We start from the raw sequence: 13,792 nt of genomic DNA, 5'->3' as shown, positions 1-13,792 counted from the left end.
CGAACCGGCTGACACACCCTGCTCCCGGTGCCACGGTGGAGGCCGCCGTCCACGACCATCCGGCAGGGCGGCCCAGGACGAGGGGGGACGACATGCCCAAGGGGACGTACGCCAAGGACGCCGCGGAGGCCGAGACGGATCTCGTCGCGTACTGCGCGGCGAGCGCGTTCGACCGGGAGTGGCTGAGCGAGGAGCGCTGGGCGACCACGATCCGCATCGCCTGTGACCGCAAGTACGGCTACGACGAGGCGTACCGCGCCATCGACTCCGACCAGGTGGCGCTGCTCGCGGAGTCGGCGAGGAGCGCGCGCAGGAGCAAGCTCGACGGCGACGAGGACGGGCTGCTCTCACTCGTGGAGCAGGCCGAGGAGCTGTCGAAGACGCTGGTGCCGGAGATCCTCCAGCAGTGCGCCGACGCCTACGTGGGCGGACAGCGGGTCAACCTCGGCCTGTCGGGCGCGATGACCCGCACGGAGTTCGCCCAGCTGCGCAAGGCCTGGGCGGTGGCCGGCGAATACGCCAGCGGGGAGGGCGTGTTCACCGACTTCCACGACTTCCCGCCACAGGACAAGAAGAAGGCCGGCAAGGGCACGGTGGGGGCGACTCTGGCCACCCGGGGAGTGCAGGGAAACCTGCTGGTGAAGATCGCCGGCCGCACCTTCGACATGCACGTGGACATCAAGGACTAGGACACAGGGTGAAGCCGGGGTTCCGCCTCGGCGTCGGGGGGCCGGACCGCGAGACGGCTCGGCCCTGCCCTTCCGTGACGGCGCAGCCGAAGATGCCGGACGTGGCCGCGTCGACGCCGACGGATCGGGCGTGGGCGGTGAAGTCGACCGGTGGGCCGGGGCGGCGGCACCACATGCGAGACCACACATTCGGCCTATAAGGTGACGTACATATCCGAACGCAACTCGCACTCATGGGTCGAATCGCCATCGGACACGCCCCCGGACGGGGCTCGGACCGTATGCGACCGTCCGGAGGAGGACGCGATGACGGACGTTGCGAGCAGACGGGACATGGGCGGTCCTCCCGCGGTCACCGAGCGCGTCGTGACACTCACGGTGAACGGCCGGGAGCACGCCCTGCGCCTTGACACCCGGGTGACGCTGCTGGACGCACTGCGTGACCGGCTGGGCCTCGTGGGCACGAAGAAGGGCTGTGACCAGGGGGCCTGCGGCGCGTGCACCGTCCATCTGGACGGGCGCCGCGTGCTGGCCTGTCTGACGCTGGCGGCCCAGGCGGAGGGCCGTGCGATCACCACCATCGAGGGTGTCGCCGGTGCCGACGGACCGCACCCGGTGCAGCGGGCGTTCATGGAGCACGACGGCTTCCAGTGCGGCTTCTGCACACCGGGGCAGATCATGTCCGCGGTGGCGCTGATGGCCGAGGGCCGGGCCGGGTCCGAGGAGGAGATCCGGGAGTTCATGAGCGGCAACCTCTGCCGGTGCGGCGCCTATCCCAACATCGTGGCGGCGATCCGTGAGGCGGCCCGGGGAGGTCCCGATGCGCGCCTTTGACTACGTGCGGGCCACCGGCACCCGGGAGGCGGTCCAGCTGCTGGCGGACGACCCGGCCGCGTCCTTCCTGGCGGGCGGCACGACGCAGCTCGACCTGATGAAGGACGGTGTCCTCGAACCTCCGCGCCTGATCGACATCACCCGGCTCCCGCTGCACGGCATCGAGCGCCGCGGCGAGGCCCTCCACGTGGGCGCGCTGGCGACCATGGAGGAGCTGGCCGCCGACGCCACCGTGGCCGAGCGGCTTCCCGTGGTGCGCGAGGCGCTCCTGCTGGGCGCGTCGGTGCAGCTGCGCAACATGGCCACCATCGGCGGCAACCTGCTGCAGCGCACCCGCTGCCGGTACTTCCGCGACCCCACGGTCCCCGAGTGCAACAAACGGGCGCCGGGTTCCGGCTGCGCCGCGGTGAACGGCGTGGCGCGCATGCACGCCGTGCTCGGGGCGAGCGAGCGGTGCATCGCGCTGCACGCGTCCGACCTCGCCGTCGCCCTCGTGGCACTCGACGCGGTCGTGCACATCCAGGGACCGGCGACGTCCCGCAGCGTGCCCCTTACGGAGTTCTACGTGACGGCGGACGAGGACCCGCAGACCGAGAACGTCCTGGAGCACGCCGAATTGATCACCGAGGTCGAGATCCCGCTGCCGTCGCCGGACGCCCGCTCGGGCTACCTCAAGGTCCGGGACCGGATGTCGTACGAGTTCGCCCTGACCTCGGCCGCCGTGCTGCTCGTGCTGGACGGCGGCAGGATCCACCGTGCGCGCGTCGGTCTGGGCGGGGTGGGGACGAAGCCCTGGCGGGCCTACGAGGCCGAGCACGTGCTGACCGGCGCGCCCGCCACGACGGCCACGTTCCTGGATGCCGCCGAGGCGACCATGCGCGATGCCTGGACCGTGCCGGGCACGGCCTTCAAGGTGCCGCTCGCCCGGCGCACCCTGGTGCGCGAGCTGCAGACCGTTTCCGGAGTGACCACATGAGCACCGTCGAAAGCAGGCCGCTGGTCGGCACGGGGGTCAACCGGGTCGACGGGCCGCGCAAGGTCACCGGCACCGCCCCGTACCCCAGCGACTTCAGCGTCCCCGGCCAGGCCTACGGCGCCCTGGTGCAGAGCACCGTCGCCGCGGGCCGGATACTCCGCATGCACACCGGGGCCGCCGAGGGCTCCCCCGGCGTACTGACCGTCCTCACCCACGAGAACGCCCCCGAGGTGGGGACCGGGCCGATGACGGCGCTCGGGGCTTCGCCACCTCCGCCGCTGCGCAGCGACCGGATCGTCCACCACGGCCAGCACATCGCGTTCGTCGTGGCCGAGACCCCGGAACAGGCCGCCGCGGCGGCACGCTTGGCGCGAGCCGACTACGAGACCACGCAGCCGCTGCTGGACCTGCGGGACCCGCGGGCCGAGCAGCTCGTCGACCCCTGGCAGATGGACACCTCGCGCGGCGACCCCGGCGCGGCGCTGGAGTCGGCCGAGGTGACCCTGCGGGCCACCTACACCACGGCGGACAACACCAACAACCCGCTCGGCCTCTTCGCCACCCTGGCCTCGTGGGAGGGCGACACGCTCACCGTGCACGACACCAGCCAGTGGCCGTCGATGGTACGCACCACCCTCGCCATGGTCTTCGGCATCCCGGAGAGTTCGGTACGGGTCCTGGTGCCGTACGTGGGTGGCGGCTTCGGCGCCGGGCTGCGTGCGTGGCCGCACGTCATTCTGACCGCCATGGCCGCCCGGATGCTCAAACGGCCGGTCAAACTGGTGCTGACCCGGCCGCAGATGTTCACCTCCGTCGGGCACCGTCCGAGCGGTGTGCAGTGGCTGAGCGTCGGCGCCACCCGCGACGGCGAGCTGGTCGCCCTCGACCACCGCAGCCTCAGCTCGCTGAGCATGGAGGAGACCGACTTCGAGCCGTTCGCGTCGGGCACCGCCTTCGCCTACCGGTGCCCCAACGTGATCACACGGGACCGGCAGGCCCGGCTGAACATCGCCGTGCCGACGTCCATGCGGGCCCCGGCCGAGGCGCAGGGCAACTTCGCGCTGGAGTCGGCGCTCGACGAGCTGGCCCACACCCTGCGCATGGACCCCCTGGAACTGCGGCTGCGCAACCACACCGACGTCGACCCGCGCAACGGGCTGCCCTGGTCCGGCAAGGCACTCCTGGAGTGCTACGAGGTCGGCGCGCGCCGCTTCGGGTGGGCCGAGCGCAACCCCGAGCCACGCTCCATGCGCGACGGGAACTGGCTGGTCGGCTACGGCATGGCGAGCGCGATGTTCCCCTGGTTCGCGCAGCCGTGCACGGCGCAGGCCACCGTCAACCGCGACGGCAGCGCGCTGGTGCGCAGCGCGGCTACCGATCTGGGTACCGGCACCTACACGGTGATGGCCCAACTGGCCGCCGACGCACTGGGCCTGCCGCTGGATCTGGTCCGCTTCGACCTGGGCGACTCCGACATGCCGAACTCGATGATGGCGGGCGGCTCCGGTCTGACCGGCGCCCTGGGCAACGCCGTGCACGACGCCTGCCGGCAGCTGGTGCGCTCGTTCGCCGTCCTCGCGTGCGGTGACGCCGACTCGCCCCTGCACGGCGTGGACCCGGACGACGTGGAGTGCGCCGGCGGGCGGATCCGTCCCGCGGGCCGTCCGGACCGGGGGGAGTCGTACGCGGACATCCTCTCCCGGCACGAGCTGTCCGAGCTGACCGCGAACGGGAAGAGCACCCCACCGGTCGCCGCCGACCTGGGCATGTCCCTCGCCGGCGCGTACGGCGCGAAGTTCGTGGAGGTCCGCGTCGATGCGGACCTGGGCCTCATCCGGGTCGCGCGGGTGGTCTCCGTGATCGACGGCGGCCGCATCCTCAACTCCAAGACGGCGCGAAGCCAGATCATCGGCGGCACGGTGGGCGGCATCGGCCTGGCCCTGTTCGAGGACACGGCCACCGACCCGCGCACCGGGCGCATCGCCAACGGCACGTTCGCCGACTATCTCGTCGCGGTCAACGCCGATGTGCCGGACCTGGACGTGGTCTTCGTCGGCGAACCCGACCGCGGCACCCCGACCGGCACCAAGGGCGTCGGTGAGGTCGGACTGGTCGGCATCGCCCCGGCGATCGCCAACGCCGTGCACCACGCCACCGGCAGGCGCCTTCGCGAACTGCCGCTCACCCTGGACGCCCTGCTGTGACCGGCGGCGCCGCGGCGGGTGCCCAGCCGGGCGGCCCGAACAGGTGGCCGGCACGGTCGCGCCAGCGCCGCGCCGCCCGTACGTCGTGCCAGGCGGCCGCGTACTCGTGGAACGCCACGCGCAGGGGGTTGTAGGTCCCGATGTTCTTCGTCAGGCCGTAGACCGCGCGTTCCCCCTCGGGTTCGAAGGTCCCGAGGACGCGGTCCCAGACGATGAGGATGCCGCCGTAGTTGCGGTCCAGGTACACGTTGTTCGAGCCGTGGTGGACGCGGTGGTGGGACGGCGTGTTGAAGACCCATTCCACCGGCCGCCACAGCTTGTCGACGCGTTCGGTGTGCAGGAAGAACTGGTAGACGAGGCTGACGGCCTGCTGCAGCAGGATCATCCAGGGCGGGATGCCGAGCAGCGCCAGCGGAAGCCAGAAGGGCAGTCCCGTCATCGGTGTCCAGCTCTGCCGCAGGGCGGTGGAGAGGTTGAAGCGGATGCTGGAGTGGTGGACCACATGGCTCGCCCAGAGCACGCGCACCCGGTGGTGGGCACGGTGGAAGGCGTAGTACGCCAGGTCGTCGGCGAAGAAGAGCAGCACCCAGGTCCATCCGGAGGACGCGGAGAGGTGCCAGGGGGCGACGGTGAAGACGGCCGCGTACAGCACGATCGTCGCCGCCTTCCACGGCACCGCGACGACCTGGCTGCCGGCGCCCATGGACATGCTGGTCACGGTGTCCCGCATCTCGTAGCCGCGCTCCTCGTCGTCCGGCAGGAGGCGGTAGGAGACCGCCTCGACGACGACCAGGAGCACGAACGCCGGTATCGCGTAGACGACGGCCGGGATCATGTCAGCGCACCGCCTTCCGGGGTGCGGCGGGCACGCTGCGGGTGAGCAGCTCGCGCGCGAGCCGTTCGGCCGCCTCGGCGTCGCGGTCCGCGATGTGGGAGGCGAGCCGCAGATGGGCCTCCACGTCGAGGAGTTCGGCGGCGCGCAGGTCGTCGGGTACGTCGGCGACCGGCAGCGTTCCGCCCACCAGGCTGTTGAAGGCCAGCAGGTAGGCGACGTTCCCCGACCCCTCCACGATCAGCCGCCACCAGGCTACGTCCGCCTCGCCCAGCTCGGACAGGTCGGGGCCGCTGCACGCGTACCGGCCGGCGGCCTCGGCGATGTCCAGGGCGGTGCGCTCGGAGCACCGCAGCGCGCACAGCCGGGCCGCGTCCGCGCCGATGCACGCCCGCATCTCCAGTGCGTCCCGGGCGAGGTCGTCCAGCGCGGGGCCGCCGTCCGCCGCGGCTATCCCCACGGCGAGGTCGAGGCCGGCGGTGCGCCGCCAGTCCTTAACGAGAGTGCGGCCGCCGTGGCTGACTTCGATCAGCCGCGCCTGCTGCAGCCGCTTGACGGCCTCACGGACGGCATGCCGGTTCACCCCGAACTCGGCCGCCAGGTCCCGCTCCGAGGTGAGTGCGGAGCCCGGAGGCAGCACCCCGCCGAGGATCCTGTCGCGCAGTAGGGCGAAGAGCTGGTCGGAGACCGCCTCCCGCCGGATCTCTCCCTGAGTCATGGCGATCAGGGTGGCCGGACCGACTCGACTGGTCAACTGGTTGGACCAGTCTTTCTCCGGGAGTTCTTGTCCGTGGGGGTGCAACCCTTTCGATGAGTCGTGGGTCACACCAGGCAGGAGCAAGCGTCTCCAAGACTCATAAGGGGGAAATATGCGATACACCCGTTCCGTCGTGGCCGCTTCCGCGTTGGCGGCCCTGTCCCTGGGAACCGCGACCGCCCTGGCGTCGCCGGCCGCCGCCGCACCCGACACCACACCGCAGAAGGTCTGCGGGAGCGCCTACAAGACCGTCAACTCGGCACCTGTCGGCTCGCTGGGCAGCGTGTATCTGACGTACAACTCCGCCAACGGGAAGAACTGCGTCGCGACCATCCGCAGCAAGCCGGGCACCGCCGTGGCCATGTCCGCCTGGATCTACGTCACCGGCACCGACCAGGGTGACGAGGACTACGGGCAGTACACGTCGTACGCGGGGCCGACCTACGTCTACGGCAAGGGCCACTGCGTCGACTGGGGTGGCAACATCAACAACGTGTACGTGCAGGTGTCCGGCTCCAACTGCGGCACCCTGAAGGAGCACCGGGTCACCTTCACCCGCTGACCCGCTCTCCGTTCGCCCGTTCGCCCTGGCGGAACGCACTCCGTTCCGCCAGGGCGAACGCATGCCCCGAGCAGGGCGGTTCACTTCGCCCACTCGATGTCCCCGGCACGTGGCGGGAGTTCAGACCCGGCGGATGCCCCGCTCGTGGCGGGGCCGGGGTCCGAGGCTTTTCGCGCGCGACGGATCGGGGCACGTGCCCGCCGGGCATGGTTCGCCGGTGCCCAGGTTCACCGGGTCATCGCGTGGTGCAGGACGAGCAGCGCGATGTCGTCGGCGCGTTGACCGCTCGCAGCCGTCTGCCCGACCAGGGTGTCGATCAGCCCGTCCAGGTCCCGGTCGTCGGCGTGGGCGAGGTGGCGCGCGAGGCCGGCGATGGAGTCGTCGAGGTCGGCTCCCGGCGTCTCGATGAGGCCGTCGGTGTAGAAGGCGAGCAGCAGCCCGGGGGTGAGCGGGATCTCGGTGAGAGGAAAGACCGCATCGGGGTCGATGCCCAGGAGCGGTCCCGGCGGCACGTCGAGGGGGCCGGTGCCGCGGTCGGGCACACGCATGATCGGCGGGGGGTGCCCGGCGCTGGCCAGCGTCGCACGCCGGCCCGCGAGATCGAGGTGGGCGTAGAGGCAGCTGGTGAACAGGTCGGTGCCGAGATCGATGAGGAGCCGGTTGGTCGCCGAGAGCACCCGGTCCGGCGTCGTGCCGAGCGTGGAGTGGGCGTGGACGGCGGTGCGTACCTGTCCCATGAGCGCGGCGGCGGCCGCGTCGTGGCCCTGGACGTCACCGATGACGGCCGCGACGACCTGGTCGCCGAGGGGGATGAGGTCGTAGAAGTCCCCGCCGATGTCCATGCCCCTGGTCGCGGGCAGATAGCGGGCGGCGACCCGCAGGCCGGTGACCTTGGGCAGGGCGCGCGGGAGCAGTGCCTGCTGCAGGTTGTGGGCGAGGCCGTGCTTGGTGTCGTACAGCCGCGCGCGGTCCAGGGCCTGGGCGATGAGGCCGGCGAGCGAGGTCATGACGGCGCGATCCTCGGCCGGGAAGGTGTGCGGCTGGTCGTAGGACAGGATGCAGCAGCCGACCGGACGGCCCGAGACGATCAGCGGCAGGAAGGCCCAGGCCTGCTTCCCGCTGATCGGCACGGCCTCGGGGTGGACGCGTCGCATCTCCTCGGGGTCGCGGAAGAACGCCGGGACGCCGCTGCCGAGGACCTGGCCGGCCGGCGTCAGGGCGGTGTCGAGGGGAAGGCCGTCGAGACGCTCGATGGTGCGGGGGTCGTAGCCGCGGTACCCGGTGATCCGCAGGCGTCCGCCCTCGGCGCTGGACAGGACCAGGGCCTGGGCCTCGAACGCGGGCATGATCTGGTCGGCGACCAGCTCGATGACGTCCTGCACGCTGACGACCTCGGTCAGCGCCGCCGCGAGGTGTGTGAGCTGGTAGAGCCGTCCGGCACGGGCCGGTGTGACGGTGCGGCCGGTGTGACGGGCGGCCGGGACGGGCGGGTCCGCCGCCCCGGAGGGCACGATCCGGATGGTGATGCCGCTGGCGTCCGGGAACATGTGGAAGTCGAGCCACAGATCCGGCGGCCGGCACGCCGTGAAGGCGACGGGCTCCCGGCTGATCACGGCCGCGCGATAGCGGTCCTCGTAGGCCGGGTCGTCGAGCCAGCGCAGTGCCTGCCACGGAAGGGTGCCCAGCAGTTCGCCGGCATCCCGGCCCAGCAGTTCGCAGGCACCCGAGCTGAGATAGGTGACGCGCCCTTCGAGGTCCAGCGCGCAACTGCCGCCGGGCAGCCGCTCGATCAGGTCGGCGGCGGCCAGCGCCGGGCCCGTCGAGCGGCGGCCCGTTCCCGCGGCAAGTGCGCGCGGCCGGTCGCCGGGGACGGGGAGCGGGCGGTTCCCGACGGCTTCTTCGAGCAGTCTGGCCAGCCGTCCGCAGCTGGACGCGATGTGCCCGCGCTCGCGCTGGGTCATGTACGGCGGACGGGTGGCCGGCCACATCAGCAGCAGCACACCCCACCGGCGCACCCCGGTGACCGGTGCGGCGGCCATCGCCAACGGGTACGGCAACGCCATCGCGGTGCGCGGATAGCTGCGGGCCAGCTCCTCCTGGCTGCCGACCCACACCATGCGGTCCTCCCGTACCGCTTCGGCCACCGGCGCCGGAGCGGTCACCGGAACCGTCGCCCACGGCGCCGCGAAGTCGGCCGGTGCCCCGAACAGCACGTCGAGCGACAGCTGCCGCTCGTCGGGGGCGAGGAGGTACAGGGCGCCGATGGAGGCGCCCGCGCGGCGCACGGTCTCCGCGAACGCGGCGTCCCGCGCCTCCGTGGCCGCGTCATCGGCTCCGGTCACGAGGCACCTCCAGCCCGGCGGGAACGACTTCCGGCGCCCGCACCCGAGTCATCCGCCCGCGCGGCACGCTCCGCCCGCGCTGGACGCGCCCGTCCTCGCTCATACGGGGACGCTACGCCCCCGCACGGCGGACGGCACGCGATCCGGCACAGGTGTACCACGGAAGATCCACGCCCACCGGCTCTGCTCCCCGACGGGCCGAAGTGGACGGGTGATCCGGGCGGCCGAAGTGGACGGCGGACTGATCATCGGAGGGCGCCGAAGTGGACGGCGGACTGATCATCGGAGGGCGGCCGGCGGACTGGGCGAGAGGGTCCGGAGGACTGGGCAAGCGGAGGCCGGGCGCGCCTGCGTCGCCCTCGCCCGCGCGACACTATTCTGGAGCCGACGATCATCGGCCGGCCCGGACTGATCGCCGCCCGGCGAGCCGGTGTCACCGTGACGGCGTACGCGTTCGCCGTCAGGGGCGGCCGGATCACGCACATCTGGGCCGTACGCAACCCCGACAGGTGCCGCCTCGGACGACCGGCTGCAGTGGTGGGAGAGGTAGATCATCACCGGGCCGCCCACCGATCGCCGGGGCGTCCTGCCGGCGGGGGTGCGACAGGCAACACGGCAAGGAGTTCAGCATGGACGCTCGTTTCGATCACCGCGGCAACCCCGTCGGGTCCAAGGTCACGAAGTACTTGCTCTCGGCGAGCAAGGCCGTGGGGGACTCGACGCTGCCGGCGGCGACACAGCACCTCGTGGAGATCCGCATCAGCCAGATCAACGGCTGTGCCCGCTGCATCGACATGCACACCAAGGACGCCGAGCAGGCCGGTGAGACCTCGGTGCGGCTCAACCTGGTCGCGGCCTGGCGTGAGGCCACGGTCTTCACCGACGCCGAGCGGGCGGCCCTGGACCTGGCCGAGCAGGGCACCCGCATCGCGGACGGCGACGGGGGTGTCAGCGACGAGGTGTGGGGCAACGCCGCCAAGCACTACGACGATGACCAGCTCGCCGCCCTGCTCTCCCTCGTCGCCGTCATGAACGCCTGGAACCGGCTGAACGTCATCACCCAGCAGCCCGCCGGTGACTACCAGCCCGGCCAATGGTGACGAAGACACCGCTGCTGCGCCGGGGCCGACGGCGCGAGGTGAGACGGGGCCCGGGCGCACGGACGAACTGAGAACGGCGAACAGGGACAGGGCCGACGCCGACGTCGACGCCGATGCCGATGCCGATGCCGATGCCGATGCCGATGCCGATGCAACGACCTGGGAAGTGCCCGAGCCTGGTGGCAACTGGACAACCCGGTCCGTTCCCGCCGGGCCCGGCATCCTGCCCGCGGTCCTTGAGGGCGCACGACGTGCGATCGTGGACGGGAGTCCGCGACACGCCCACGGCGAACAGACGTTCCTCCGGCTGGTCACGACGGTGCCCGGAGCCGGCCCTGGCTCGTCACGCCCGCCGGCTCGTCACCCGGCCCGTGGAGAGAGGGAGAACCGGACATGACCGCACTCGACACCGCCGAGTCGTCGCGCCGCACCCCGCGGGGACTGCTCTGGGAGCCCAGTGAGCGCTGGGTCAGGGGCCGTCGGGGCGAGGTCACCGTCGTCGACAGCCGTCACCCCGTCCTCGTGTGGGAACCGGGTCTCCCCGTCCCGATGTACGCCTTCCCCCGCGAGGAGGTCCGCGCCGACCTGCTGCGCCCGGCGGAGAACCCGCCCACCGGCGCCCACACCGGGTCCACCGTCTTCTACGACCTGGAGATCGACGGCGAGCTGCTGCCGAACGCCGCCTGGACGTTCGCCGACGACGACCTGGCAGGACACATCGCCTTCGAGTGGTTCAGGCGCACCGGCAAGGGCCTCGACCACTGGTACGAGGAGGAAGAGGAGATCTTCATCCACCCTCGCGACCCGCACAAACGGGTCGACGCCATCCCCAGCAGCCGGCATGTCCGGGTCGAGGTCGACGGCACGGTCGTCGCGAACACCCGCCGCCCGGTCCTCCTCTTCGAGACGGGCCTGCCCACCCGCTACTACCTTCCCCGCGAGGACGTCCGTCTCGACCTCTTCACCCCCACCGACCACCGCACCGGCTGCCCCTACAAGGGCACGGCCGAGTACTGGTCCTGGCGCGGCGATGCGGATGTACCGTCCGACCTGCTGTGGAGCTACCCCGATCCGCTGCCCGCCGTGGCCGCCGTCAAGGGGCTGCTCGCCTTCTACAACGAGGCGGTCGACATCACCGTGGACGGAGAACGCCTCGATCGTCCCGTCACCCACTTCACGAGGTCGAGTACCTGAACCGCCGTCTCCGAGCGACCGGCTCCACCTCGGCGTGCTCCGCCCGCGCCGCACAGGGCACCGGTGCCTTTCCGCCTCACGGTGCGGGTGGGGCCGTGGTGCGCCTGCATCCCGGGGGTCTCGGGACTTCCCTCGCCACGCGCGGTGGTGGACACTCCGCTCAGCCGGGACGGGGTCGCTCCGGCCACCCGCTCTCTCCCACCCCCACACGTGAGGGCCGCCTCCATGCCGATCGCACCTGTCGCCCAGCGCCTGGCCGTCGCTGCCGCGGGTCTCCTGCTCCTGGCCGCGCCTCCGACCGCCGCGGGCGCCGCCACACCGTCCCCGCCCCCCACCGCCGCGGGCGCCGCCACGCCGCCCGCGGCTGCCGTGCCACACGGCGCCGGTGTCACCGAGCCGGCCGGCTGGTCTGCGCCGCTGTCCACCCGAGGCCGTTACATCGTCGACGCCCGCGGCGACCGCTTCCGGCTGAAGGGCGCCAACTGGGACGGAGCACAAGGCTCCTGGACCGGGACCGGCAGCGCCGCCGACCCCGCCAACCACCACGCCGGGCAGGACTCCCACGGCATCCCGCTGGGCCTCGACCGCACCCCCTTGCCCCAACTCATCAGCGATTTCCAGCAGTTGGGGATCAACACGATCCGTCTTCCGTTCTCGAACGAGATGATCCACCACACCACCCCGGTCCCCGACACCGCTGTGGCCGCCAACCCCGGCCTGCGGGGCAGGACACCCCTGGAGATCTACGACGCCGTGGTCGACGCGCTCAGCCGGAGCGGGTTCGCCGTGTTCCTCAACAACCACACCAACACTTCTCGCTGGTGCTGCGGCGTCGACGGCAACGAGCGGTGGAACAGCGGGCAGTCCACCCGGCAGTGGGCCGACGACTGGGTCTTCATGGCCCGCCGGTACGCGACCGTGCCCGGCGTGGTCGGCGCGGACCTGTACAACGAGGTCCGTCGCGATGTGCTGGACGACCCCAACTGGGGCCTGGGTGACCAACACGACTGGTACAGCGCCGCCCGGGACGCCGCCGACCGCATCCTCACCGAGGCCGACCCCCGCCTGCTCATCGTCGTCGAGGGCATCAACTGGACGGGCGTCCCCGTGGACGGACTCCCCCACGGCCGTCCTGTGCTCACGCCCGCCCGCACCCTGTCCCACACTCTCGTCGACCCGCACAAACTGGTCTACTCCGCGCACTTCTACGGATACACCGGCCCCCGCCACAGCGGCGCCACCGGCATCGGTGAGACCCACGACGCCCGTTACCAGGACCTCGGCCGGGATCAGTTGTACGCGGTGCTGGAGGACGAGGCGTTCTTCGTCGAGGAGACCGGCCGGCACCACACCGCACCCCTCTGGGTGAGCGAGTTCGGAATCGGCGCCGGTGAGACCGACCCGGCGGCGCGCGCATGGTTCACCGGCTTCACCGACCATCTCGCCGACCGGGACGCCGACTTCGCCTTCTGGCCACTCGTGGGCTACGCGGGCCACGACGACTGGGCACTGCTGAGCTACGACGCGTCGGGGCACCGTTCCGGCATCCTCGACGCCGGCGACTGGCGCGGTACGGCATGGCGGCATCTCATGACGGCGCCTGGCGAGGCCGGTCCCGTGCCCGCGGTTCCCGTCTGGCGGATGCTCTCCATCGACCACGGCGACGCTGTGGCGTCCGTCCGCGTACGGGCGGCGGGAGACTGGGACTCCGGGGCGTACAAGGCGGCTTGCCCGGACGGGCTGCGGCTCGTCGGCCTCGCCCACAGCGGTGGGCGCGGGCTGTGCACCGACAGCGGCGCCGGTGACCTGCGGGCCCCGTCCGGCGGCCAGAGCGTCGTCACCGACGAGCGGTACGTACCGGCCGGCGGTGACTGGGCGTCCGGGTACACCAAGCTGCAGTGCCCCGCAGGGGGGTTCCTCGTCGGCTACAGCGAACGGGGCGGACGTGTGTCGGCGGCGCTGTGCGTACCGGGCCGGAGCGCACTGGGCGGCGCCGCGCGGACCGTCTGGTTCGACCGGTCCGACAACCGTCCGGCCGGCGCCGGCGGCGGTGAGTTCGCGTCCGGCGCCTACAAGGGCCAGTGCGCCGCCGACGAGTACGCCGCCGGCATCGCCTTCACCACGAGGTTCGGCAGCGGTGCGGGCCCCGCGGCGCTGCTGTGCCGTCGGCTGACGTGAAACCGGCGCACCCGGTGCCGGGGCACCGCCCCCGGGCACCGGCACCGGCGCGGGACACGGGAGAACGGCACCGGCGCACCACCAGCACCAGCACGCCGCCGCCGCGCCCCAGCACCAGCACCAG

The 13,792-nt window shown here is 72.1% G+C and carries 11 protein-coding genes; 8 read left to right on the top strand and 3 right to left on the bottom strand.

Annotated features, from left to right (window positions below; genetic code table 11):
- Nucleotides 1–92: 92 nt before the first annotated feature.
- The 4 genes from ACGFT2_RS23050 (at nucleotide 93) to ACGFT2_RS23035 (ending at nucleotide 4,703) form a co-directional block, all read left to right on the top strand.
- Entirely contained in the window at nucleotides 93–689 is a 597-nt protein-coding gene (locus ACGFT2_RS23050) for a hypothetical protein (protein WP_393281276.1), read from the top strand.
- 306 nt (nucleotides 690–995) lie between these two features.
- Nucleotides 996–1,523 carry a (2Fe-2S)-binding protein gene (locus tag ACGFT2_RS23045; protein ID WP_393281274.1) on the top strand — a complete coding sequence of 176 codons (528 nt, stop codon included), beginning with the start codon at nucleotides 996–998 and terminating at the stop codon, nucleotides 1,521–1,523.
- On the top strand, nucleotides 1,510–2,499 hold the full coding sequence (locus tag ACGFT2_RS23040) for an FAD binding domain-containing protein (RefSeq protein WP_393281273.1): 990 nt from the start codon (nucleotides 1,510–1,512) through the stop codon (nucleotides 2,497–2,499). The genes ACGFT2_RS23045 and ACGFT2_RS23040 overlap by 14 nt, the downstream gene beginning before the upstream one ends.
- Nucleotides 2,496–4,703 carry a xanthine dehydrogenase family protein molybdopterin-binding subunit gene (locus ACGFT2_RS23035; RefSeq protein WP_393281271.1) on the top strand — a complete coding sequence of 736 codons (2,208 nt, stop codon included), beginning with the start codon at nucleotides 2,496–2,498 and terminating at the stop codon, nucleotides 4,701–4,703. Before ACGFT2_RS23040 ends, ACGFT2_RS23035 begins: the two co-directional genes overlap by 4 nt.
- Here ACGFT2_RS23035 and ACGFT2_RS23030 read toward each other — a convergent pair.
- Nucleotides 4,681–5,538 carry a sterol desaturase family protein gene (locus ACGFT2_RS23030; RefSeq protein ID WP_393281269.1) on the bottom strand — a complete coding sequence of 286 codons (858 nt, stop codon included), beginning with the start codon at nucleotides 5,536–5,538 and terminating at the stop codon, nucleotides 4,681–4,683. The genes ACGFT2_RS23035 and ACGFT2_RS23030 overlap by 23 nt on opposite strands.
- A 1-nt stretch (nucleotide 5,539) precedes the next feature.
- Nucleotides 5,540–6,253 carry a FadR/GntR family transcriptional regulator gene (locus ACGFT2_RS23025; RefSeq protein ID WP_393281268.1) on the bottom strand — a complete coding sequence of 238 codons (714 nt, stop codon included), beginning with the start codon at nucleotides 6,251–6,253 and terminating at the stop codon, nucleotides 5,540–5,542.
- A gap of 151 nt (nucleotides 6,254–6,404) precedes the next feature.
- On the opposite strand from ACGFT2_RS23025, the gene ACGFT2_RS23020 reads away from it, so the two are divergent.
- The gene (locus ACGFT2_RS23020) at nucleotides 6,405–6,854 is read left to right on the top strand and encodes a spore-associated protein (protein WP_393281267.1); all 450 of its coding nucleotides are present in this window, start codon (nucleotides 6,405–6,407) and stop codon (nucleotides 6,852–6,854) included.
- A gap of 227 nt (nucleotides 6,855–7,081) precedes the next feature.
- Here ACGFT2_RS23020 and ACGFT2_RS23015 read toward each other — a convergent pair whose 3' ends face one another.
- Nucleotides 7,082–9,196, bottom strand: a complete 2,115-nt coding sequence (locus ACGFT2_RS23015) for a SpoIIE family protein phosphatase (protein ID WP_393281266.1) — start codon at nucleotides 9,194–9,196, stop codon at nucleotides 7,082–7,084.
- A 629-nt stretch (nucleotides 9,197–9,825) separates the two neighbouring features.
- On the opposite strand from ACGFT2_RS23015, the gene ACGFT2_RS23010 reads away from it, so the two are divergent.
- The 3 genes from ACGFT2_RS23010 to ACGFT2_RS23000 all read left to right on the top strand — a co-directional run bounded on the left by ACGFT2_RS23010 (nucleotide 9,826) and on the right by ACGFT2_RS23000 (nucleotide 13,668).
- Nucleotides 9,826–10,296, top strand: a complete 471-nt coding sequence (locus ACGFT2_RS23010) for a carboxymuconolactone decarboxylase family protein (protein WP_393281265.1) — start codon at nucleotides 9,826–9,828, stop codon at nucleotides 10,294–10,296.
- Nucleotides 10,297–10,689: 393 nt separating this feature from the next.
- Nucleotides 10,690–11,490 carry a DUF427 domain-containing protein gene (locus ACGFT2_RS23005; protein ID WP_393281263.1) on the top strand — a complete coding sequence of 267 codons (801 nt, stop codon included), beginning with the start codon at nucleotides 10,690–10,692 and terminating at the stop codon, nucleotides 11,488–11,490.
- A gap of 225 nt (nucleotides 11,491–11,715) precedes the next feature.
- Nucleotides 11,716–13,668 (top strand): glycoside hydrolase family 5 protein, encoded by a 1,953-nt coding sequence (locus ACGFT2_RS23000; RefSeq protein ID WP_393281261.1) that lies wholly within the window; start codon nucleotides 11,716–11,718, stop codon nucleotides 13,666–13,668.
- The last annotated feature ends 124 nt before the right edge of the window (nucleotides 13,669–13,792 follow it).

This window comes from Streptomyces sp. NPDC048514 (assembly GCF_043199955.1).
Classification (GTDB): Bacteria; Actinomycetota; Actinomycetes; order Streptomycetales; family Streptomycetaceae; genus Streptomyces.
This window is presented reverse-complemented; position numbering and strand designations above follow the sequence as displayed.